Genomic DNA, 22,805 nt, shown 5'->3' with positions numbered 1-22,805 from the left:
CGGCTGTGAGGGGCAGCTCGTGAAGACGCTGCCGTTCGCCGCGGGGGAGGTGCGGATCTTCAAGAGCCGCACCCAGGCCTGCGCCGTGGTCCTCGCCCGGGACCCGGGCAAGCGCCGGCCGATGGCGGTGAGCATCCAGCCGCGCGGCGGGGTTCCGGTCCGGGATCTCGGGCAATTCACCCGATATGCCGGACCTGTCACCGTGGGTGCGATCAACCGCTGTGTGTATGTAAGGGGGAGCGTCGGGGTCGGGTCCGTCGAGTCCGGCTGGATCCTGTGCTGAACGTGCGTCCCAACTGGGTCTGGTCAGCTGCGTGTTGACCCCGCTAGGTTCACGTGCGACCGCAGTGAACTCAAGGGGAGGGTGAATGCGCAAGACGCTTGGCCGGCTGCTGCCGCTCGCCGTGCTGATCGGCACCATGGGCACGGCCGGCTTCACGGCTCAGGCGGCCACCGCCGCAGAGCCGGCCGCCGCAGCGCCGGCCATCGCCGCACAGGCCGCCACCACGGACATCAAGGACCAGATCCTCGCGATTCCGGGCATGAGCCTGATCGAGGAGAAGCCGTACCCCGGGTACCGCTTCTTCGTACTGAACTACGAGCAGCCGATCGACCACCGGCAGCCGTGGAAGGGCACCTTCAAGCAGCGCATCACCCTGCTGCACAAGGACGTCTCCCGGCCCACGGTGTTCTACACCTCGGGCTACAACGTCAACACCAACCCGCGCCGGGCCGAGCCGACGACGATCGTCGACGGCAACCAGGTGTCGATGGAGTACCGGTTCTTCAACCCGTCCCGCCCCGACCCGGCGGACTGGTCGAAGCTGGACATCTGGCAGGCCGCCAGCGACCAGCACCGCATCTTCACCGCGTTGAAGAAGCTCTACCCGAAGAACTGGCTCGCCACCGGCGGCAGCAAGGGCGGCATGACCGCGACGTACTACGAGCGCTTCTACCCGCGCGACATGGACGGCGTCGTCGCGTACGTCGCGCCCAACGACGTCGTCAACAAGGAGGACTCGGCCTACGACCGGTTCTTCGCCAAGGTCGGCACCAAGGAGTGCCGCGACAAGCTGAACGCCGTCCAGCGCGAGGCGCTCGTGCGCCGCGAGCCGCTGGAGGCCAAGTACGCGGCCGCCGCCGCCGAGAACGGCTGGACCTTCAACACCGTCGGCAGCCTCGACAAGGCCTACGAGGCCGTCGTCCTCGACTACGTGTGGGCGTTCTGGCAGTACAGCCTGCTGTCCGACTGCGGCACCATCCCCGCGGACGCCAAGGCCGCCGGCGACCAGGAGATCTGGGACTCGATCGACGCGATCTCCGGCTTCTCGGCCTACGCCGACCAGGGCCTGGAGACGTACACGCCGTACTACTACCAGGCCGGCACGCAGCTCGGCTCGCCGGACATCAAGCAGCCGCACCTCAAGGGCCTGACCCGGTACGGCTACCAGCCGCCGCGCAACTTCGTGCCGCGCGACATCCCGATGACCTTCCAGCCGGGGGTCATGGCGGACGTGGACAACTGGGTGAAGAACAACGCCCACCAGATGCTCTTCGTCTACGGGCAGAACGACCCGTGGGGCGCAGAACCGTTCCACCTCGGCTACGGGACCCACGACAGCTACGTGATGATCGCGCCCGGCGCCAACCACGGGGCCAACGTCGCCAAGCTCCAGGAGGGCGAGAAGGCGCTGGCCACGCAGCGGATCCTGCAGTGGGCCGGGGTCGCCCCGCCCGCCGCGGCCCTCGACGCGGGCCGGGCGGCGCCGCTGGCGAAGCCCGACGCCCAGCTCGACCAGAAGGACCTGGAGCGCGAGCCGCAGCTGCGGCCGTAACCCCGGTCCCCCGCGCCGCGGGCCGGCGTACGGGATCAGCCGTACGCCAGCCCGTGGCCCAGCGGGTAGCGGTCCGGCACCGGGACCGGCAGCCGGCCCACCGGCCGCGCCTTACCGGTGACCACCCGGGCCGCCGCCCGCATCTCCACGTCGGACCAGGTGTACGTCGCCAGCTCGGCCGCGCACTCCGGCAGCCGGGCCGGGTCGTAGGGGTTGCGGATCGCCACGGTGACCACCGGCACCCCGGTCGCCACCAGGTCCGCCACCAGCGTGCGCTGCGGACTGTCCCCCTCCGGCACGTTGTACGTGCACACCAGCACCGCCGCGTTGCCCTCGGCCGCGGCCACCGCCCGCTCGGGCGGCACCGCCGTCGCCCGGCAGCCCAGGGCGGTCAGCTCCCGGGCCAGTACCGCCGTCGGGGGACCCGTCGTACCGCTGGCGGAGGCCGGGTCGGTCCCGGTGACCAGCAGCGCGGGCGCAGCCGACGGGTCCAGCGGCAGCAGCTTCACCGGATTGGCCAGCAGGGTCGTCGTACCCGCCGCGATCTCGTCGGCGGCGGCCAGGTGCGTCGTGGTGCCCACGGCCCCGTCCATCCGCCCCGCCGTGGTCTGCGGCCGGTCGAACAGGCCCCGGCGCGCCTTGAGTTCCAGGATCCGCAGCACCGACTCGGCGATCCGGGTCTGCGTCAGCTCGCCGGACTCCACCGCGGCGACCACGCTGCGGAACGCGAGGCCCAGGTCCGGCGGGTTCAGCAGCTGGTCGCAGCCCGCCTTCAGGGCCAGCACCGGCACCCGGTCGTCGCCGTACTTCTGGCGGACACCGGCCATGTCGAGGGCGTCGGTGACCACCACCCCGCGGAAGCCGAGGCGTTCGCGCAGGATGCCCGTGACGATCGGCCGCGAGAGGGTCGCCGGGTCCCCCGAGGGATCGAGCGCGGGGAAGACGATGTGCGCCGTCATCACGGCGTCCACGCCCGCCTCCACCGCCGCCCGGAACGGCGGCTCGTCCAGCTCCTCCCAGCGGGCCCGGCTGTGCGTCATCACCGGCAGCCCGATGTGGCTGTCGGTCTCGGTGTCGCCGTGGCCGGGGAAGTGCTTGGCCGTCGCGGACACCCCCGCGCCCTGGTAGCCGCGCACCTGGGCGGCGACCAGCGCGGCCACCGCCTTCGGGTCGGAGCCGAAGGACCGGACGCCGATCACCGGGTTGGCCGGGTTCACGTTCACGTCGGCCACCGGCGCGTAGTCCTGTCGGATGCCCATCGCGGCCAGCTCGGCCCCCGCGATGCGCGCCGCACGGCGGGCCTCGGCGGTGGCCGACGCCTTTCCGCCGCGCGCGCCCAGGGCCATCGCCCCGGGCAGCAGCGTCGCGGGCTTGCCGATCCGGGCCACCGCGCCGTGCTCCTGGTCGATGGAGAGCATCAGCGGGATCCCGGCCCCCGTGGCCGAGGCCGCCTGCTGGAGCCCGGCCGAGAGGTCGGCGATCTGCTGCGGCGCCCGCGTGTTGCCGGCCCAGGAGAACAGGACGATCCCGCCGAGGTGGTAGCGGGAGATCAGCTCGGCGGCGGTGCGCACCCCGAAGTTCTTCCGGTTCTTCTCGGCGTCGGCCGGCTCCGGTTCGGTCGCGGAATGCCCGAAGACCCGGGACACGAAGAGCTGCCCGACCTGCTCGGTCAGGCTCATCCCGGCCACCACGCGGCGCAGTTCGGCCCGGTCGGGGGCCGGACCGGGGGACCGGTCGCCGGGGCGACCGTCCCCGCGGCGGGTACCCCCGGATCGGCCCGGGGAGCCCGAGGGGGCGGGGGGACCGGAGGCGGCGGTGGGGTCTGCGGAGCTGCCCAGGGCGTACGAGACGGCCCCGGCGGCTGCGGCTGCGGCCACGGCGGCCGCGGTGAGCAGGGACCGGCGGGAGGCGTGGTTCGGCACGCGCCGGACCCTACTGCGGGGGCGGGCTCCCGCCGTCGAGGACACGGCCGGGGTCCCCCGGACGGGCCTCCGGGCGGGCCTCCGGACGGTCCCCCGGACGGGCCCCCGGGCGGGCCTCCGCCCGGGCCCAGTGCTCCTGCAGGGTGCGTACGGCCTCGGTGATCGCCGGCCGGCGGGCCGCCCCCGTCCGCCACAGGGCGTACAGCCTGCGTACGGGGCCCGGTTCGAGCGGCACCGCCACCGCCCCGGGCGGCAGCGCGCCGGTGCCGAGCCGGGGTACGACGGCCACGCCGAGCCCGGCCGCGACCAGGGCGACGATCGTGTGGTTCTCCTCGGCCACATGGGCGACGTCGGGTTCGAAGCCGGCCGTGCGCAGCGTCCGTACCAGCCAGTCGTGGCAGACCCGGCCGGGCGGCTGGCACACCCACCGCTGGCCGCCGAGGTCCGACCTGCGGATCACTCCACGGGTGGTGAACGGGTGCCCCTCGGGTACCACCAGATCGCACGGGTCGTCGCCGATCACGGCCTGGTCGACGCCCTCGGGGGCCGGCAGCGGGGCGATGTCCCAGTCGTGCGCCACCGCCAGGTCGCTCACCCCCCGGGCCACGAGGTCCACCGACAGGTGGGGGTCCACCTCCGTGAGGCGTACGTCCAGGGCGGGATGACGGCGCGCCAGGTCGGCCAGCACACCGGGCAGCAGGCCGCGCGCCGCCGAGGCGAACGCGGCCACGGTCAGCAGTCCGCTCGGCCGGCCGCGGCGCTCCTCCAGGGTGGTCTCGGCCTGCTCCACGATCATCAGAAGCTCGCGGGCGGTACGGGCCAGGTGCCAGGCCTCCTCGGTCAGGGCGACCCCGCGCCCGCGCCGCTCCAGCAGGGTGGTGCGGGTCTCGCGTTCCAGCTTGGCGATCTGCTGGGAGACGGCCGAGGGGGTGTACCCGAGGGCGGCCGCCGCGCCCGCGACCGAGCCGTGGACGGAGACGGCGTGCAGGGCGCGCAGCCGGGAGAGGTCGAGCATGGCCCAACCGTAAGCAATGCTTCATCCATCCCGGAAGGGATCCGCGCTGGTGCTACATGGTTGCGGCACCGATGCTCGGAGCATGCGTCCAGTTCACACGGCTCTCGCCGCACTCGTCGCCGCCGTCTGGGGCGTCAACTTCGTCGTCATCCAGATCGGGCTCGGCCACTTCCCGCCCCTGCTGCTGTCCGCCCTGCGCTTCCTCGCCGCCGCGCTGCCCGCGGTGTTCTTCGTCGGGCCGCCCAAGGTCGCGTGGAAGTGGGTCCTCGGCGTCGGGGCCGCCCTCGGCATCGCCAAGTTCGGCCTGCTCTTCACGGGGATGGCCGCCGGGATGCCGGCCGGGCTGTCCTCCCTCGTCCTCCAGGTGCAGGCCGTGTTCACCGCCGTCCTCGCCGCCGTGGTGCTGCGGGAGCGGCCCGGGCCGGTCCGGCTGGCCGGCATGGGCGTCGCGCTCGCCGGGATCTCCGTGGCCGCCGTCGACGGGGGCACCTCCGGGCCGGTGCTCGGCTTCACCCTGGTCGTCGCGGCCGCCGCCTGCTGGGGCGTGTCCAACGTGCTCACCCGCAAGGCGGCCCCGCCCGACGCGCTGAACTTCATGGTCTGGGTGTGCACGGTGCCCGTGCTGCCGCTGCTCGGGCTGTCCCTGCTGCTGGAGGGACCCGAGCGGGACCTGGCCGCGCTGCGGGCCCTGGACTGGTCCGGGGTGGGCGTCATCGCGTACGTCGCCTGGATCTCGACCGTGTTCGGCTTCGGCGCCTGGGGGTACCTGCTGCGGCGCTACCCGGCCTCGGCCGTCGCCCCGTTCTCGCTGCTCGTGCCGGTGTTCGGGATGTCCTCGGCGGCACTGGTGCTGGGCGAGAGCGTGTCCGGGCCGCGCTGGGTGGCGGCGGTGCTGCTGGTCGGCGGCGTCGCGCTGACCTCGCTGGCCCCGACGCGGCAGCCGCGGACGGGTGCGGCGGGGGCGGGTGCGGCGGGGACGGACCTGTCCGCGCCCGGCGGGGTCCGGGCGCCGGCGGGGACGTCGTCCGCCGTCAGTTCCGCCGTCAGTGCGGGGAGTCCTCCTGCAGGGGCAGCCGCCAGTCCTGCCCCGTGAGGGCGACGCCGTACGAGCGGTGCGGCCGCTCGGCGACCAGGGTGAACCCGGCGCGCTGGTAGAGGGCCCGGGCCGCGGCCAGCACGTCGTTGGTCCACAGCACGAGCTCGCGGTAGCCGGCCGAGCGGGCGAACGCGACGACCGTGTCGACCAGGAGGGTCCCGATGCCGTGCCCGCGGCCCTCCGGGTCCACCAGCAGCAGGCGCAGCCGGGCCGTGCCGGGCGATCCGTCCTCGCGGACGCACATCACCGAGCCGACCGGCCTGCCGTCCAGCTCGGCGATCCAGACCCGTTCCAGATGCGGGTCGTGGTCCTCGGCGAAGTCGGCGACGATACGGGCCACCAGTGCCTCGAAGTCCGTGTTCCAGCCGTACTCGGCGGCATAGAGCGCGCCGTGCCGCTGCACGATCCAGCCCAGCTCGCCGGGTTCCGGATCCCGCAGCCTCACCTGTCCGCCGGAGGTGTCCATGGCGACCGAGGATAGCGTGCGGGAGCCCGGCCGAAACGCCTGGTTCGCGGTGGCTTGCAGGCATTGCGCAGGTACCCGGAACCCCTCCGAGGTAATGGAAACGTAAAGTTCCGATTCCGGGTGCAACCCCCGGGCGCACAGGCGGGTCGTACGGTGCGTCGGTGCTTCCGGGGAGGGATCTGGGGGGATCGGGAAGTCCGACGAGGGAGGGGTAACCGTGAGGGGGTCCGGCCGGGGAGGCCGGGCCCCCTTCTCGCGCCGCGGCGGGTTTTCCACAGGTCTGCCGGGCTGTCCGAGCCGGACGGTAACTTCGTGCCATGACAAGCAACGGGGCGGTGCAACTGGCGGTGGTCGAGGGGGTGCTCGAACGCATCACCTACGCCAACGAGGAGAACGGCTACACGGTCGCCCGCGTCGACACCGGCCGGGGCAGCGGCGACCTGCTGACCGTCGTGGGCGCACTGCTCGGGGCCCAGCCCGGCGAATCGCTGCGCATGGAAGGCCGTTGGGGCTCCCACCCCCAGTACGGCAAGCAGTTCACCGTGGAGAACTACCGCACCGTGCTGCCCGCCACCATCCAGGGCATACGCCGCTACCTCGGATCCGGCCTGATCAAGGGCATCGGCCCGAGGATCGCCGACCGGATCGTGGAGCACTTCGGCACCGACACCCTCGACGTCATCGAGAGCGAGCCCAAGCGGCTCGTCGAGGTGCCCGGCCTCGGCCCCAAGCGGACGAAGCTGATCGGCGCCGCCTGGGAGGAGCAGAAGGCCATCAAGGAGGTCATGGTCTTCCTCCAGGGCGTCGGCGTCTCCACCTCCATCGCGGTCCGCATCTACAAGAAGTACGCCGACGCCTCCATCTCGGTGGTGAAGAACCAGCCCTACCGGCTCGCCGCCGACGTGTGGGGCATCGGCTTCCTCACCGCGGACCGCATCGCGCAGGCCGTCGGCATCCCGCACGACAGCCCGGACCGGGTCAAGGCCGGCCTCCAGTACGCCCTGTCCCAGTCGACCGACCAGGGCCACTGCTTCCTCCCCGAAGAGCGGCTGATCGCCGACGGGGTCAAGATGCTCCAGGTCGACACCGGGTTGGTCATCGAGTGCCTCGCCGAGCTCGCCGCCGACCCGGAGGGCGTCGTACGGGAAGCCGTGCCCGACCCGGAGGGCGGACCCGACCTGACGGCCGTCTACCTCGTGCCCTTCCACCGGGCCGAGCTGTCGCTGGTGGGGCAGCTGCGCCGGCTGCTGAACGCCGAGGACGACCGGATGGGGTCCTTCCGGGAGGTGGACTGGGACAAGGCCCTGCGCTGGCTGGCCGGGCGCACCGGGGCCGATCTCGCGCCCGAGCAGCGCGAGGCCGTCAAGCTGGCGCTGACCCGCAAGGTCGCCGTCCTCACCGGCGGGCCCGGCTGCGGCAAGTCCTTCACCGTGCGGTCGATCGTCGAGCTGGCCCGGGCCAAGAAGGCCAAGGTCGTGCTGGCCGCGCCCACCGGCCGGGCCGCGAAGCGACTGTCGGAGCTGACCGGGGCCGAGGCGTCCACCGTGCACCGGCTGTTGGAGCTCAAGCCGGGCGGGGACGCCGCCTACGACCGGGACCGGCCGCTCGACGCCGACCTGGTCGTCGTCGACGAGGCCTCGATGCTGGACCTCCTGCTGGCGAACAAGCTGGTCAAGGCGGTGGCACCGGGGGCGCACCTGCTGCTCGTCGGGGACGTGGACCAGCTGCCCTCGGTCGGCGCCGGGGAGGTGCTGCGCGACCTGCTGGCGGACGGCAGCCCGGTGCCCGCGGTCCGCCTGACCAGGATCTTCCGCCAGGCCCAGCAGTCGGGCGTGGTCACCAACGCCCACCGGATCAACACCGGCCTGACGCCCCTGACCGAGGGCCTGCCCGACTTCTTCCTCTTCGCCGAGGAGGACACCGAGGCGGCCGGCCGGCTCACCGTGGACGTGGCCGCGCGGCGGGTTCCGGCCAGATTCGGCCTCGACCCGCGCCGTGACGTGCAGGTACTCGCACCCATGCACCGCGGCCCGGCCGGCGCGGGGAACCTCAACAGCCTGCTCCAGCAGGCCGTCACCCCGGCCCGCCCGGACCTCGCCGAGAAGAGGTTCGGCGGCCGGGTCTTCCGCGTCGGCGACAAGGTCACCCAGATCCGGAACAACTACGAGAAGGGCGCGAACGGCGTCTTCAACGGCACCGTCGGCGTGGTCACCGCCCTTGACCTGGTCGAACAGCGCCTGACGGTGCGGACGGAGGAAGATGAGGAGGTCGAGTACGAGTTCTCCGAGCTGGACGAGCTGGCGCACGCGTACGCCGTCACCATCCACCGGTCCCAGGGCAGCGAGTACCCGGCGGTCGTGATCCCTGTCACCACCGGGGCCTGGATGATGCTCCAGCGCAACCTGCTCTACACGGCGGTGACGAGGGCGAAGAAGCTGGTCGTCCTGGTCGGGTCCCGCAAGGCCCTGGCCCAGGCAGTGCGTACGGTTTCCGCAGGCAGGAGGTTCACGGCGGTCGCCCCTAGGCTGTCCGGCCGCATACCGGTGGGAAACATCGCCTAGGGTTTCCGCATTTGGCGCGGAGGGGGCAGGATAAGCAGGTTGACGGCACTCAGTGCCGCCAAAAAGCCTAAGGCCGACCCCGAGTGCACTCTCCTGCGCCAAATGGGGGAAGGTAGAGGAAGTCAGGGCACCTCGAAGAAGAGGCACTACGTCGGTGAGGGATGACGTGAGCGACAACTCTGTAGTACTCCGGTACGCGGACGGTGAATACACCTACCCGGTGGTCGAGAGCACCGTCGGTGACCAGGGCTTCGACATCTCGAAGCTGAGGGCCCAGACCGGGCTCGTCACCTTGGACAGCGGCTACGGCAACACCGCCGCCTACAAGTCCGCGATCACCTACCTCGACGGTGAGCAGGGCATCCTGCGCTACCGCGGCTACCCGATCGAGCAGCTGGCGGAGCGCTCGACCTTCATCGAGGTCGCGTACCTGCTGATCAACGGTGAGCTGCCGACCGTCGACCAACTCGCGTCGTTCCGCAACGAGATCACCCAGCACACCCTGCTGCACGAGGACGTCAAGCGGTTCTACGACGGCTTCCCGCGCGACGCGCACCCGATGGCCATGCTGTCCTCCGTGGTCAGCGCGCTGTCGACGTTCTACCAGGACAGCCACAACCCGTTCGACGAGAAGCAGCGCCACCTCTCGACGATCCGCCTGCTGGCCAAGCTGCCGACGATCGCGGCCTACGCGTTCAAGAAGTCGGTCGGCCACCCGGTCGTCTACCCGCGCAACGACCTCGGCTACGTCGAGAACTTCCTGCGCATGACCTTCTCCGTGCCGGCCCAGGAGTACGAGCTGGACCCGGTCGTGGTCTCCGCGCTCGACAAGCTGCTGATCCTGCACGCGGACCACGAGCAGAACTGCTCCACCTCCACGGTCCGCCTGGTGGGCTCCTCGCAGGCGAACATGTTCGCCTCGATCTCCGCCGGCATCTCGGCCCTGTGGGGCCCGCTGCACGGTGGCGCCAACCAGTCCGTGCTGGAGATGCTCGAGGGCATCCAGGCCAACGGTGGCGACGTCGACTCCTTCATCAACAAGGTGAAGAACAAGGAGGACGGCGTCCGCCTGATGGGCTTCGGCCACCGCGTCTACAAGAGCTTCGACCCCCGCGCGAAGATCATCAAGGCTGCCGCCCACGATGTCCTCTCGGCCCTCGGCAAGTCCGACGAGCTGCTCGACATCGCCCTGAAGCTCGAAGAGCACGCGCTCTCCGACGACTACTTCGTCCAGCGCAACCTGTACCCGAACGTGGACTTCTACACGGGTCTGATCTACCGCGCCATGGGCTTCCCGACCGAGATGTTCACCGTGCTCTTCGCGCTCGGCCGGCTGCCCGGCTGGATCGCCCAGTGGCACGAGATGATCAAGGAGCCGGGTTCCCGCATCGGTCGCCCGCGCCAGATCTACACCGGTGTCGTCGAGCGCGACTTCGTGCCGGTCGAGGCCCGCTGACCCCAGCGGTAGCGAGCCGACGGGCCGGCCGTACGCGGCCGGCCCGGTCCCGGAGCAGCGAAAAGCGCCCCGCCGTCGATCCCCCCACGGGTCGACGGTCGGGGCGCTTTTCCTGTCCCCGGCACCGGATTCCCCCCACGGGATCCGGGCCGGGTGTCGGCGAGGAGCGCAGGCCGGTTGCGCTCCGGTCGGGTGTCTGCCGGGACCCGCACGGGTCGGGAGGGCCGCTCAAAGCACCCCGTTGAGCGCGCGTCCCGGCCGGCCGATGCCACGGATGTCCCCCAAGACCCCCGTCGAACGTCCCCCAAGACGTTCCGGCATCGCCCCATTAGACCCACTGCGGGGCCCGATGGTTACGTTGTCAACAGTGTGATCTGCGTCTCCTGTGAAGGAAGTGTGCGCAGAGTGAGGAGAAGGGCCTCAGCGGAAGGATCGCAGACGCAGGCTGTTCGTCACCACGAAAACCGAGGAGAAAGCCATCGCTGCCCCCGCGATCATCGGGTTGAGCAGGCCGGCCGCGGCGAGCGGCAGCGCCGCCACGTTGTAGCCGAAGGCCCAGAACAGGTTGCCCTTGATGGTGCCGAGGGTCCGGCGCGAGAGCCGGATCGCGTCCGCCGCGACCCGCAGGTCCCCGCGCACCAGGGTCAGGTCGCTCGCCTCGATGGCGGCGTCCGTACCGGTGCCCATGGCCAGGCCCAGGTCGGCCTGGGCGAGCGCGGCCGCGTCGTTGACGCCGTCGCCGACCATGGCGACCGTACGCCCCTCGGCCTGCAGGCGGCGTACGACGTCGGCCTTGTCCTGGGGGAGCACCTCGGCGATCACCTCGTCGATGCCCACCTCCCGGGCCACCGTCTCGGCCACGGCCCGGTTGTCGCCGGTCAGCAGGACCGGCGTGAGGCCGAGCGCCCGCAGCCGGGAGACCGCCTCCGCGCTGGTGTCCTTCACCGCGTCGGCCACCGTCAGGACCCCGCGCGCCGCACCGTCCCAGGCCACCAGGACGGCGGTGCTGCCCTCGGCCTCGGCGGCCGCCTTGGCCTCGGCGAGCCCCTCCGGCAGGGGGATCGACCAGTCGTCGAGCAGCCGGGGGCGACCCACCAGGACGGCGTGGCCCTCCACGACGCCCTGGACGCCGAGCCCGGCGAGGTTCTCGAAGGACTCCGGGACCGGCAGCGCGCCGGCCCGCTCGGCCGCCCCGGAGGCGATGGCCCGGGCGATCGGGTGCTCGGAGGCGTGCTCCAGGGAGCCGGCGAGGCGCAGCAGCTCCGCCGCGTCCGTGCCCTCGGCGGGGTGGACGCCGACCAGGGCCATCCGACCCGTGGTGACCGTCCCGGTCTTGTCGAGGACGACCGTGTCGACGCGGCGGGTGGACTCCAGCACCTCGGGCCCCTTGATCAGGATGCCCAGCTGGGCGCCGCGCCCGGTACCGACCATCAGCGCGGTCGGGGTGGCGAGGCCCAGGGCGCAGGGGCAGGCGATGATCAGGACGGCCACGGCGGCGGTGAAGGCGGCGGTGGCGTCGTCGGTGAGCAACAGCCAGGTGACCCAGGTGCCGAGGGCCAGGAGCAGGACGACGGGGACGAAGATCCCGGAGATCCGGTCGGCGAGCCGCTGCACCTCGGCCTTGCCGTTCTGCGCGTCCTCGACGAGCTTGGCCATGCGGGCCAGCTGGGTGTCGGCGCCGATCCGGGTGGCCTCGACGACGAGGCGGCCGGAGGTGTTGACGGTGGCGCCGGTGACGGCGTCGCCGACGCCGGTGTCCACCGGGACCGACTCGCCGGTCAGCATGGAGGCGTCCACGGCGGAGCTGCCCTCGACGACCGTGCCGTCGGTGGCGATCTTCTCGCCGGGGCGGACGACGAACCGGTCGCCGACCGCGAGGGCGCTCACGGGGATCCGAACCTCCCGGCCGCCGCGCAGCACGGCGACGTCCTTGGCGCCGAGCTCCATCAGGGCCTTCAGCGCGGCGCCCGCCTTCCGCTTCGAGCGGGCCTCCAGGTAGCGGCCGAGCAGGATGAAGCTGACGACGCCGGCGGCGACCTCCAGGTAGATGGTGGAGGCGCCGTCGGAGCGGGAGGTCGTGAAGTCGAAGCCGTGGCGCATGCCGGGCATGCCGGCGTGGCCGAAGAACAGGGCCCACAGGGACCAGGTGAAGGCGGCGAGCGTGCCGACGGAGACCAGGGTGTCCATGGTGGCGGCGCCGTGCCGGGCGTTGGTCCAGGCGGCCCGGTGGAAGGGCAGCGCGCCCCAGACGACCACGGGGGCGGCGAGGGTCAGCGAGAGCCACTGCCAGTTGTCGAACTGGAGGGCCGGGACCATGGCGAGCAGGACGACGGGCAGCGAGAGCGCGGCGGAGACCAGCAGCCGCTGGCGCAGGGCGGCCGTCTCCGGGTCCGTCGCCCGCTTCGGGGCCTCGGCTTCCGCTTCCGCTTCGGCCTCGGGCAGCGGGGCCGGTGGAGGGGGCTCCTCGGCGGTGTACCCGGTCTTGACGACGGTGGCGATCAGGTCGGCCACCGAGGTGCCGGGGCTGTAGGAGACCCGCGCCTTCTCGGTGGCGTAGTTCACCGTGGCGCTGACGCCGTCCATCCGGTTGAGCTTCTTCTCGATGCGGGCCGCGCAGGAGGCGCAGGTCATCCCGCCGATCGTCAGCTCGACCTCGGTGGTGTCGGCGGGCGCCGCCGCTATGGGTCCGTCGTGCACCGTACTGCTGCTCGTACTCGTGCTCATGCTCATGATCCGGCTCCAAGGGGGATCCGGGCCGTACGGATCCAGTATGAGCTGGAGGTACGGCCCGGTCGGGTGCTGCGCAGGTGCGGGAAGTGCGGGAGGGGTGCTCGAAGCGCTCGAAGCGCTGCCGCGGAGGGCCGTGGGCCTCAGGCGCGGCCGGTGAACTCGTAGCCGGCCTCGTCGACGGCGGCGCGGACGTCCTCGTCCGCGAGCGGCGCTGCGGAGACCACGGTGACCTCGCCGGTCGCGGCGACGGCCTTGACCGAGGTGACGCCCGGCAGGGCGGAGAGCTCGGTGGTCACCGCGCCCTCGCAGTGGCCGCAGGTCATGCCCGTCACCCGGTAGACGGTGGTGGTCTGGGTGTCCGTCTCGGCGGTCATGTCGTTCTCCTCTTCGAAGGTGCGTCCGGTGCTGCCGGAAGGGGTGGCGGCGCGGGGGCTGTCACTCCACCGTCCTCCCGACACTCGGAGACTATACCCCTAGGGGGTATGAATGCGAGAGGTGTCGGCGATTTCCCGGTGCGGCGGTTCCGGTACGACGGACCCCGCCCGGTGATCCCGGACGGGGCGGTGGGGGAGGGGGCGCGGGCGGCCGGGTCAGTCGCCGCGACGCCGGTTGCCGGGACGGCGGGCCGCCCACCCCCGGATCGTGTCGGCGAGCCAGTAGGGCTTGCCGCCCTCCACGTGGTCGGGTGCGGGAAGCAGTCCGTGCTTGCGGTACGAGCGGACCGAGTCCGGCTTGACCCGGATGTGGGCGGCGATCTCCTTGTACGACCACAGCTGTCCGTCGCTCATCGACGACACCTCCTCGTCCACGTGGCGGGCCGGCCGGAAGGCCGTCGGGGGGAGCCGGCGCGTGGACACAGACGATCACTCGGGTTGTGCCCGGAGAACGACGCGGTGCGGGGGCGGGGGAGGGCTTGTCGAATGCCTGTGACGGAAAAATGGCGTAATGCGGACATACCTGAGCCGCGGGGGATTCCTGTGACGGGTGGGGCACCCGGGGGTGCCCCACCCCGCGGCTCAGCGGTACAGGGCCGGCCGCTCCACCAGCTCCACCGGGGTACGGACCCCACTGCGCGACGCCGCCACCCCGGCCTCGCAGACGGCCGCCGCCGCATAGCCGTCCCACGCATCGGGTCCGGCCACCCCGCCCCGGGCGGCCGCGGCCACCCACCGCCGCAACTGGCGGTCGTACGCGTCGGCGAAGCGGACGGTGAAGTCCTGCGGGATCGCGCCGGACCGGGCGCCCGCCCGCCGGACCGTCATCGCCCCCACCTCGCCGATGGAGGCGCTGCCCGACTCGCCCACCGCCTCGCACCGGACCTCGTAGCCGAAGCCGCAGTTGACGAAGACCTCCACGTCGACGAGGGTCCCGCCGGAGGTCTCCATCAGGACGAACCGGGGATCGTGCAGCTCCGCCGGGGCCGCCGAGGTCGGCGGCGGGGAGAAGACCGACACCGCGGTGATCTCCTGCCCCAGCAGCCAGCGGGTCGCGTCGACCTCGTGCACCAGCGAGTCGTTGATCAGGCTGTCGCTGGTGAAGAAGGGCAGGGAGGTGGCGTTGCGGTGCCGGCAGTGCAGGAACAGCGGCCGACCGATCCCGCCCCCGTCCAGCAGCTCCTTGAGCTCCTCGTACTCCGTGTCGTGCCGCCTCATGAACCCCACCTGCACCAGGCGCCGGCCCAGCCGCTGCTCGGCCTCCATCACGCGCAGCGCCCCCGCGGTGTCCGGGGTCATCGGCTTCTCGCAGAGCACCGGCAGCCCCCGCTCCAGGGCCAGCCCGATGGCCTCCTCGTGCGCGGCCCCGGGAGAGGCGATCAGGACGGCCTGCACCCCCGGCGCGGCAATCGCGGCGGCGGCGTCCGTGTGGGCGCCCACCCCGTCCAGGCCGGCCGCGACCTCCTTGGCCCGGTCCCCGTCCGGGTCGGCCACGGCGACCACCCGGGCCCCGCCGACCGTCCGCCCGATCCGGCGGACGTGGTCGGAGCCCATCTTCCCGGTCCCGATGACGGCGATGCCGAGCGTGCTCATGTCGTTTTCCCTCCAGGCGGGCGGTCAGCGGTCAGGTCGTCAGCGGTCGGGCGGTCGACGGACGGGTGGTCGACGGTCGGGTGGTCGACCGTCGGACTGTCGGTGTTCCCGCGGTCAACGGGCGCCGCAGGAGCGCAGGTAGGCGCGGGTGCGGCGGGCGATCGGCAGCGGGCGGTCGGGCGGGCAGGGGTACATGTCCTGCTCCACGATGGCGAAGAGGTCCACACCGAGCCGCTGGGCGGCCGCGAGCACGGGCTCCAGCGCGGGCACGCCCGCCGGCGGTTCGCACATCACTCCCCGGGCGACGGCCGGGCCGAACGGCAGCTCCTCCGCGACGACTTCGGCGAGGATCCGCGGGTCGACCTGCTTCAGGTGCAGGTAGCCGATCCGCTCGCCGAACGTCTCGATGGCCCGGACGCTGTCGCCGCCGCAGTACGCGTAGTGCCCGGTGTCCAGGCAGAGGGAGACCAGGTCGGGGTCGGTGGCGTCCAGGAAGCGGGCCACGTTCGCGGCGGTGTCGATGTGCGTGTCGGCGTGCGGGTGGACCACGATCCGCAGCCCGTACCGCTCCCGCACCTCCCGGCCCAGCCGCTCGGTCTGCGCGGTCAGTTCGCGCCATTGCCCGGCAGTGAGCTCCCTGTCCTCCAGCACCTTGCCGGTCTTGTCGTCCCGCCAGAAGGACGGGATGACGACCAGGTGCTCCGCGCCCATGGCCCGGGTCAGTGCGGCGATCCGCGACACGTGCTCCCAGGTCTCCTCCCACACGGTGGGCCCGTGATGGAGTCCGGTGAAGACGGTGCCCGCGCTGACGCGCAGGCCCCGCCCCGCGGTCTCGTCGGCGAGCCGGGCGGGATCGGTGGGGAGGTAGCCGTACGGCCCGAGCTCGATCCACTCGTACCCGGCCCCGGCGACCTCGTCGAGGAAGCGGTTCCACGGGGTCTGCTGCGGATCTTCGGGAAACCAGACACCCCACGAGTCCGGAGCCGAACCGATGCGGATACGGGTCAACGCGGGCGGGGAGGACGTCATGACGGCCACCTTAGGGTGCGAGACGAGTGGGAGGACTTGCCTGTGACCACAGCCGAGGATGTCGTTTTCGACCTCATCACGATGGGGCGGATCGGGGTGGATCTCTACCCCCTCAGAACGGGCGTACCGCTCGCGGAGGCGGACACCTTCGGGAAGTTCCTGGGCGGGTCGCCCGCCAACGTGGCCGTCGCCGCGGCCCGGCTCGGCCGGCGCACCGCGCTGATCAGCCGGACCGGGGCGGACCCCTTCGGGGCGTACCTGCGGGCCGAGCTGCGGCGATTCGGGGTCGACGACCGCTGGCTGGCCGAAGTGGCCGCGTACCCCACCCCGCTGACGTTCTGCGAGGTGTTCCCGCCCGACCACTTCCCGCTGTACTTCTACCGCCTGCCCAAGGCGCCGGACCTGGAGATCGCGGCCGACGAACTCGACCCCGCCGCACTGCGGGCGGCCCGCGTGTTCTGGATGACGGGCACGGGCCTGAGCGCGCAGCCGAGCCGGGCCGCCACGCTGGCCGCCCTCGAAGCCAGGGCCAAGGCCGGGATCACCGTCTTCGACCTGGACTGGCGGCCCATGCTGTGGGAGGAGGACCCGGCGAAGCCCTACGCGCAGGCCCTGGGCCTGGCCACGGTGGCCGTCGGCAACACGCAGGAGTGCGCGGTCGCGACCGGCGAGTCCGACCCGCACGCGGCGGCCCGGGCGCTGCTGGCGGCCGGGGTCGAGCTGGCCGTCGTCAAGCGGGGCCCCGACGGCGTCCTGGCCGTGCACCGCGACGGGACCGTGGCCGAGGCCGCACCCCTGGAGGTGGAGGTGGTCAACGGGCTGGGCGCGGGCGACGCCTTCGGCGGCGCGCTGTGCCACGGCCTGCTGGAGGGCTGGGAGCTGCCCCGGGTGCTCCGGTACGCGAACGCGGCCGGGGCGATCGTCGCCTCCCGGCTGGCGTGCTCCCCGGCCATGCCATACCCCGCCGAGATCGAGGAGCTGCTCGGATGACGACCCTGGTCGAGCACGCGCTGCCGCACGCCCGGCTGCGCGTCCTGTCCCTCGAACCCGGCGGGACGTACGAGCACGAGGCGGGGGAGTGCGAGTGGATCGTCCTGCCGCTGGCCGGCCCGGCGGCGGTCCGCTGCACCTCGCCGGCGCCGGGCGCGGCGCGGGACCAGAAGTCGGGGTCGGGCCCGCGCGACGGCGAGGGCGGCGGCACCAGCACGTTCGAGCTCCGGGGCCGCGCCTCCGTCTTCGACGCCGTCAGCGACTTCGCCTACCTGCCGCGCGACAGCCGCAGCAACATCACCGCCCCGCAGGGAGGCCGGTTCGCGCTGGCCGGCGCCGTCTGCGAGCGGGTGCTGCCCGCCCGCTACGGTCCCGCCGGCGACGTCCCCGTCGAACTGCGCGGCGCCGGCCGCTGCTCCCGCCAGGTCAACAACTTCGCCGCCGCCGACGCCTTCGCCTGCGACCGGCTCATCGCGGTCGAGGTGCTCACCCCCGGCGGCAACTGGTCCTCGTACCCGCCGCACAAGCACGACGAGCACGACCCCGGCCGGGAGTCCCGCCTGGAGGAGGTCTACTACTACGAGATCGCCCCGCACGGGGACACGCCCGGCTTCGGGTACCAGCGTGTCAGCCCCTCCCCGGCGGGGAAGACCGACGTCCTCGCCGAAGTGCGGACCGGTGACGCGGTCCTCATCCCGGACGGCTGGCACGGGCCGTCCATCGCCGCCCCCGGACACGACATGTACTACCTCAACGTGATGGCCGGACCGGACCGGGCCCGGGAGTGGCTGATCCGGGACCACCCCGACCACGCCTGGATCCGCGACACCTGGCCCGGCCAGGACGTGGACCCCCGGCTGCCCTTCCACCGAGCGGAGGACCCGACCCGATGAGGCTCACCGTCGCCCAGGCCCTCGTCCGCTTCCTCACCCGCCAGTACACCGAGCGGGACGGCCGCCGCCGGCGGCTGGTCGCGGCCACCTGGGGGATCTTCGGACACGGCAACGTCGCCGGTATCGGCCAGGCCCTCCTGGAGACCGGCCGGTCGGACATGCCCTTCATCCAGGGCCGCAACGAGCAGGCCATGGTGCACGCCGCCGTCGGCTACGCCCGCCACAGCGGCCGGCTCTCCGCGCACGCCGTCACCACCTCCATCGGCCCGGGCGCCACCAACCTGGTCACCGGCGCCGCGCTCGCCACCATCAACCGGATCCCCGTCCTCCTGCTGCCCGGCGACACCTTCGCCACCCGGCCCGCCGACCCCGTGCTCCAGCAGCTCGAAGTGCCCCACGCGGGCGACGTCTCCGTCAACGACGCCCTGCGGCCGGTCTCCCGCCACTTCGACCGGGTCACCCGCCCCGAGGCCCTCGTCCCGGCCGCCCTCCAGGCCATGCGGGTCCTCGCCGACCCCGTGCAGACCGGCGCCGTGACCCTGGCCCTGCCGCAGGACGTCCAGACCGAGGCGTACGACTGGCCCGAGGAGTTCTTCGCCGAGCGGGTGTGGACCGTACGCCGGCCCCGGCCCGGAACCGCCGAGCTGCGGGCCGCCGCCGAGGCAGTCCGCGCCGCCCGTCGCCCCCTGCTGATCGCCGGCGGCGGCATCCACCACAGCGCCGCCGAGGACGCCCTGCGCGACTTCGCCGAGGCCACCGGCATCCCGGTCGCCGCCACCCAGGCCGGAAAGGGCGCGCTGCGCCACGACCACCCGGCCGAGGTGGGAGCCGTCGGCCACACCGGCACCGCCACCGCCGACGACCTGGCGCGCGCCGCCGACCTGGTCATCGCCGCCGGCACCCGGCTGACCGACTTCACCACCGCCTCCTCCACCCTCTTCCAGGACCCCGGGGTCCGCTTCCTCGGCCTCAACCTCGACCCGTACGACGCCCACAAACAGGCCGCGCTGCCCCTCGTCGGCGACGCCCGCGAGACCCTGGACGCCCTGCGCGCCGAGCTCACCGGCCACCGGGTGGACCCCGCCTACGAGCAGACCTACCGCAAGGCCAAGACCTACTGGGAGGCCCTGGTCGACCAGGCCTTCCACGCCCCCGACGACACCGCCCGCCCCACCCAGGCCCAGGTCCTCGGCGCCCTCGACGCCCTGGTCGACGACACCGACGTGATCGTCAACGCGGCCGGGTCGCTCCCCGGCGACCTGCACAGGCTCTGGCGGGCCCGCTCCCCGCACCAGTACCACGTCGAGTACGGCTACTCCTGCATGGGCTACGAGATCCCGGCCGCCCTCGGCGTCGCCCTCGCCGACCCCGGCCGGCCCGTGTGGGCGCTCGTCGGCGACGGCTCGTACCTGATGAACCCCACCGAGATCGTCACCGCGGTGCAGGAGGGCGTCCCGATCAAGGTGGTCATCCTCGACAACCACGGCTACGCCTCCATCGGCGGCCTCTCCGACGCCGTGGGCGGGGAGGGGTTCGGGACCGCGTACCGCTTCCGGGCGGACGACGGCTCGTACACGGGACCACCCCTGCCGGTGGACCTGGCGGCCAACGCAGCCTCCCTCGGGATGGCCGTGATCCGCGCCCACACCATCGGTGACCTGCGTAAAGCCCTTGCCGAGGCGCGGGGGGCCGACCGTCCCACATGTGTCTACGCACAGACCCGAACACCCGACACTGTGTCGGGCCCGCCCCCGGCACAGGCGTGGTGGGATGTTCCTGTGGCCGAGACCGCGACCCGTGCGGCAGCGGTCCGGGCCCGCGAGGAGTACGACCGGCAAGCCGCTCAGCGACGTCGCCATCTGTGAAGGAGCAAAGGCAATGAAGACCGTCAACCACTGGATCGGTGGCAAGACCGTCGAGGGCGCGTCGGGCAACTACGGCCCGGTCACCGACCCCGCCACCGGTGAGATCACCACGCAGGTCGCCCTCGCCTCCACGGCCGAGGTCGACGCGGCCGTACAGGTCGCCAAGGAGGCCTTCGAGACGTGGGGCCAGTCCTCGCTGGCCGCCCGCACCAAGGTGCTCTTCGCCTACCGGGCACTGCTCGACGCGCACCGCGACGACATCGCCGAGCTGATCACCGCCGAGCACGGCAAGGTCCACTCGGACGCCCTCGGCGAGGTCGCGCGCGGCCTGGAGATCGTCGAACTGGCCTGCGGGATCACCACCCAGCTCAAGGGCGAGCTGTCGACGTCCGTGTCGAACCGGGTCGACGTCGCCGCCATCCGCCAGCCGCTCGGCGTGGTCGCCGGCATCACCCCGTTCAACTTCCCGGCGATGGTGCCGATGTGGATGTTCCCCCTGGCCGTCGCCTGCGGCAACACCTTCGTCCTCAAGCCGAGCGAGAAGGACCCGTCGGCCGCGAACAAGCTGGCCGAGCTGGCCCAGGAGGCCGGCCTGCCGGACGGCGTGCTGAACGTGGTGCACGGCGACAAGGTCGCCGTCGACGCCCTGCTGGAGCACCCGGACGTGGCGGCCGTGTCCTTCGTCGGCTCCACCCCCATCGCCCGCTACATCCACACCACCGCGTCCGCCAACGGCAAGCGCGTCCAGGCCCTGGGCGGCGCCAAGAACCACATGCTGGTGCTGCCCGACGCCGACCTGGACGCGGCCGCCGACGCCGCGGTCTCGGCCGCCTACGGCTCGGCCGGCGAGCGCTGCATGGCGATCTCCGCGGTCGTGGCCGTCGGCGCCATCGGCGACGCCCTCGTCGAGAAGATCCGCGAGCGCGCCGAGAAGATCAAGATCGGCCCGGGCAACGACCCCACGTCCGAGATGGGCCCGCTGATCACGGCCGCCCACCGCGACAAGGTCGCCTCGTACGTCAAGGGCGCCGCCGACCAGGGCGCCGAGGTCGTCCTCGACGGCACCGGCCACACGGTCGACGGCTACGAGAACGGCCACTGGATCGGCCTGTCCCTGCTCGACCACGTCCGCACCGACTCCGACGCCTACCGCGACGAGATCTTCGGCCCGGTCCTGTGCGTGCTGCGCACCGAGACCTACGAGGAGGGCGTGGCCCTCATCAACGCCTCGCCGTTCGGCAACGGCACCGCGATCTTCACCCGGGACGGCGGCGCCGCCCGCCGCTTCCAGCTGGAGATCCAGGCGGGCATGGTCGGCGTCAACGTGCCGATCCCGGTGCCGGTGGGCTACCACTCCTTCGGCGGGTGGAAGGACTCCCTCTTCGGCGACCACCACATCTACGGCAACGACGGCATCCACTTCTACACCCGCGGCAAGGTCGTCACGACCCGCTGGCCCGACCCGTCCGAGGCCCCGGTGGGCGTGGACCTCGGCTTCCCCCGCAACCACTGACCGGCCGGCGGGCGGGTCCCCGACCCGCCCGCTGACGGAAAACCCCCGCAGGACCCCCGTAGGGCCCCCGCAGGGCCCCGGCAGGAACCCCCGGCCGCCCTCACGGCCGGGGGTTCCCGTGGTTCAGGGGGTCGGGGCCAGGTCCGGGGCGGGATCGGCGTCGGTGTCGGTGCCGCTGTCCGGAGCGGATGTGCCGCGGCGGCGGTGCAGGGCGCGGGCGGTGACGGCCGCGGCCGCGAGCAGCAGGAGCAGGGCGAGCGCCGGCCACGGCACGGCGGTGAACCGTACGACGGACTCCGCGGCCAGGTCCGGGTAGGCCGCCGCCCCCGCGGAGACCCGTACGGTGACCCGGTCCGACTGCGGTGCGTCCGGCCAGGGTTCGGTCAGCTCGATGCGCTGCCCCGGCAGCAGCACCAGCCGCTGCTCGCGGGCCGGCCGGTCCAGCAGGGTGCGGCCGAAAAGGCCCCCGGCCCTGACCGCCACCCGCGGCTCGATCACCACGTTGCCGCGGTTGACCAGGGCGTACGAGACGGTGGCGCGGGCCTCGCGGACCCACGGCAGCAGCGGTGCGGACCGCCGCACCCGTACGTCCTCCACGCTCAGCCCGGGCGCAAGCGGTCCCGGCACGCGGAAGTACAGCCGGGCGCCGACCTGCCGCTTGACCCCCACCTGCACCTTGCCGTCCTGCTGGACGCCCTCCACCTCGGTGCCGAGCGCGACGATGCCGCCGACGTGGTCGCCGGGAGCGGCGTCCTGCGGGACCCGCACGGTGAACGGGACGTCCAGGCGGCCCCGGGCCGGCACGGTCACGGTGGTCGCGGCCTGCGGGGCCAGAGCGACCCACGCGCCGACGTCCCGCGGTGCGCGGTCCACCGGCAGCAGGGCGAAGGCCCCCCCGACCGGGGTGTTCACGGCGTCGGTGGCGAAGAGCCGGAACGTCCGCTCCCGGTCGGAGGAGTTCACGACCGTCACGCTGTCGCTGACGGTGGTGCCCGCCGCCCCCTGGTGGAAGAAGTAGGCCCGGTCGGTCACCGCGGCGCCGGCCGGCGGGGTCGGGAACACCCCCCAGGTGCCGTTGTCCGCGGCCGCGGCCGGGTGGGCGCCGGCGGTGGGCAGCAGCAGCGCCGCCAGCAGGGCCAGCAGGCCGAGGAGCGGGAGGCGGCGCGGGCCGGGCGGAGTCGTACGGGTGGGGCGGCGCATGGGCTCTCCCGTCGGCGGCGGCGTCGGCGTCGGATGGGGATGTCGGACGGGGATGTCGGACGGGGGTGCACGGGAGGTCCGGGAAACGGGGGGTGGGGGGGGGGGGGGGGGGGGGGGGGGGGGGGGGGGGGGGGGGGGGGGGGGGGGGGGGGGGGGGGGTGGGGGGGGATGGCGTAGCGTCTGAAAACACAACACAAGAGAAACAAC

The 22,805-nt window shown here is 73.0% G+C and carries 17 protein-coding genes and 1 pseudogene; 9 read left to right on the top strand and 9 right to left on the bottom strand.

All coding sequences use genetic code 11. The annotated features are described in order from the left end of the window. The first annotated feature begins 19 nt into the window (after nucleotides 1–19). Together ACZ4VL_RS29115 and ACZ4VL_RS29110 are read left to right on the top strand one after the other, a co-directional pair. Entirely contained in the window at nucleotides 20–283 is a 264-nt protein-coding gene (locus ACZ4VL_RS29115) for a hypothetical protein (protein ID WP_468205626.1), read from the top strand. A gap of 85 nt (nucleotides 284–368) precedes the next feature. Next, nucleotides 369–1,835 carry an aminopeptidase gene (locus ACZ4VL_RS29110; protein ID WP_468205624.1) on the top strand — a complete coding sequence of 489 codons (1,467 nt, stop codon included), beginning with the start codon at nucleotides 369–371 and terminating at the stop codon, nucleotides 1,833–1,835. Between the two features lie 35 nt (nucleotides 1,836–1,870). Here ACZ4VL_RS29110 and ACZ4VL_RS29105 read toward each other — a convergent pair whose 3' ends face one another. Further along, nucleotides 1,871–3,757 carry a glycoside hydrolase family 3 protein gene (locus tag ACZ4VL_RS29105; protein ID WP_468205622.1) on the bottom strand — a complete coding sequence of 629 codons (1,887 nt, stop codon included), beginning with the start codon at nucleotides 3,755–3,757 and terminating at the stop codon, nucleotides 1,871–1,873. Between the two features lie 10 nt (nucleotides 3,758–3,767). Beyond that, nucleotides 3,768–4,772, bottom strand: a complete 1,005-nt coding sequence (locus ACZ4VL_RS29100) for a LysR family transcriptional regulator (RefSeq protein ID WP_468205620.1) — start codon at nucleotides 4,770–4,772, stop codon at nucleotides 3,768–3,770. A gap of 82 nt (nucleotides 4,773–4,854) precedes the next feature. Here ACZ4VL_RS29100 and ACZ4VL_RS29095 point away from each other — a divergent pair, with 82 nt between their 5' ends. Further along, nucleotides 4,855–5,865: an EamA family transporter gene (locus ACZ4VL_RS29095; protein ID WP_468205618.1), complete on the top strand. Its 1,011-nt coding sequence runs from the start codon at nucleotides 4,855–4,857 to the stop codon at nucleotides 5,863–5,865. Here ACZ4VL_RS29095 and ACZ4VL_RS29090 read toward each other — a convergent pair. Continuing rightward, nucleotides 5,816–6,313, bottom strand: a pseudogene (locus tag ACZ4VL_RS29090) (GNAT family N-acetyltransferase); the annotation flags it as partial. The gene ACZ4VL_RS29095 and the pseudogene ACZ4VL_RS29090 overlap by 50 nt on opposite strands. 338 nt (nucleotides 6,314–6,651) lie before the next feature. On the opposite strand from ACZ4VL_RS29090, the gene recD2 reads away from it, so the two are divergent. Both recD2 and ACZ4VL_RS29080 read left to right on the top strand, forming a co-directional pair. Beyond that, nucleotides 6,652–8,895, top strand: coding sequence for an SF1B family DNA helicase RecD2 (recD2, locus tag ACZ4VL_RS29085; protein WP_468205615.1), 2,244 nt, complete (start codon nucleotides 6,652–6,654; stop codon nucleotides 8,893–8,895). A gap of 166 nt (nucleotides 8,896–9,061) precedes the next feature. Beyond that, the gene (locus ACZ4VL_RS29080; protein WP_468205612.1) at nucleotides 9,062–10,351 is read left to right on the top strand and encodes a citrate synthase; all 1,290 of its coding nucleotides are present in this window, start codon (nucleotides 9,062–9,064) and stop codon (nucleotides 10,349–10,351) included. Nucleotides 10,352–10,771: 420 nt separating this feature from the next. Here ACZ4VL_RS29080 and ACZ4VL_RS29075 read toward each other — a convergent pair whose 3' ends face one another. The 5 genes from ACZ4VL_RS29075 to ACZ4VL_RS29055 all read right to left on the bottom strand — a co-directional run bounded on the left by ACZ4VL_RS29075 (nucleotide 10,772) and on the right by ACZ4VL_RS29055 (nucleotide 16,137). Beyond that, nucleotides 10,772–13,081: a heavy metal translocating P-type ATPase gene (locus tag ACZ4VL_RS29075; RefSeq protein ID WP_468205610.1), complete on the bottom strand. Its 2,310-nt coding sequence runs from the start codon at nucleotides 13,079–13,081 to the stop codon at nucleotides 10,772–10,774. Between the two features lie 140 nt (nucleotides 13,082–13,221). Next, on the bottom strand, nucleotides 13,222–13,455 hold the full coding sequence (locus tag ACZ4VL_RS29070; protein ID WP_468205608.1) for a heavy-metal-associated domain-containing protein: 234 nt from the start codon (nucleotides 13,453–13,455) through the stop codon (nucleotides 13,222–13,224). 216 nt (nucleotides 13,456–13,671) lie between these two features. After that, entirely contained in the window at nucleotides 13,672–13,869 is a 198-nt protein-coding gene (locus tag ACZ4VL_RS29065; RefSeq protein WP_468205605.1) for a helix-turn-helix transcriptional regulator, read from the bottom strand. A gap of 228 nt (nucleotides 13,870–14,097) precedes the next feature. Further along, a complete protein-coding gene (locus tag ACZ4VL_RS29060) occupies nucleotides 14,098–15,108 on the bottom strand; it encodes a Gfo/Idh/MocA family protein (RefSeq protein ID WP_468205603.1) in 1,011 nt (336 codons plus the stop codon). Between the two features lie 114 nt (nucleotides 15,109–15,222). Then, the gene (locus ACZ4VL_RS29055) at nucleotides 15,223–16,137 is read right to left on the bottom strand and encodes a sugar phosphate isomerase/epimerase family protein (protein WP_468205601.1); all 915 of its coding nucleotides are present in this window, start codon (nucleotides 16,135–16,137) and stop codon (nucleotides 15,223–15,225) included. A gap of 81 nt (nucleotides 16,138–16,218) precedes the next feature. On the opposite strand from ACZ4VL_RS29055, the gene iolC reads away from it, so the two are divergent. The 4 genes from iolC to ACZ4VL_RS29035 are packed head-to-tail and all read left to right on the top strand — an operon-like array spanning nucleotide 16,219 to nucleotide 21,398. Continuing rightward, nucleotides 16,219–17,127 (top strand): 5-dehydro-2-deoxygluconokinase, encoded by a 909-nt coding sequence (gene iolC / locus ACZ4VL_RS29050; RefSeq protein ID WP_468205685.1) that lies wholly within the window; start codon nucleotides 16,219–16,221, stop codon nucleotides 17,125–17,127. After that, a complete protein-coding gene (iolB, locus tag ACZ4VL_RS29045) occupies nucleotides 17,124–18,020 on the top strand; it encodes a 5-deoxy-glucuronate isomerase (RefSeq protein ID WP_468205598.1) in 897 nt (298 codons plus the stop codon). Before iolC ends, iolB begins: the two co-directional genes overlap by 4 nt. Next, complete coding sequence (gene iolD / locus ACZ4VL_RS29040) at nucleotides 18,017–19,885, top strand: 3D-(3,5/4)-trihydroxycyclohexane-1,2-dione acylhydrolase (decyclizing) (RefSeq protein ID WP_468205595.1); 1,869 nt, start codon at nucleotides 18,017–18,019, stop codon at nucleotides 19,883–19,885. The genes iolB and iolD overlap by 4 nt, the downstream gene beginning before the upstream one ends. 13 nt (nucleotides 19,886–19,898) lie before the next feature. Further along, nucleotides 19,899–21,398: a CoA-acylating methylmalonate-semialdehyde dehydrogenase gene (locus tag ACZ4VL_RS29035; RefSeq protein WP_468205593.1), complete on the top strand. Its 1,500-nt coding sequence runs from the start codon at nucleotides 19,899–19,901 to the stop codon at nucleotides 21,396–21,398. Nucleotides 21,399–21,521: 123 nt separating this feature from the next. On the opposite strand, the gene ACZ4VL_RS29030 is transcribed toward ACZ4VL_RS29035, so the two are convergent. Beyond that, nucleotides 21,522–22,598 carry a WxL protein peptidoglycan domain-containing protein gene (locus ACZ4VL_RS29030; protein WP_468205591.1) on the bottom strand — a complete coding sequence of 359 codons (1,077 nt, stop codon included), beginning with the start codon at nucleotides 22,596–22,598 and terminating at the stop codon, nucleotides 21,522–21,524. Nucleotides 22,599–22,805: the final 207 nt, after the last annotated feature.

The organism is Streptomyces sp. NPDC029014, assembly GCF_055564695.1.
This window is presented reverse-complemented; position numbering and strand designations above follow the sequence as displayed.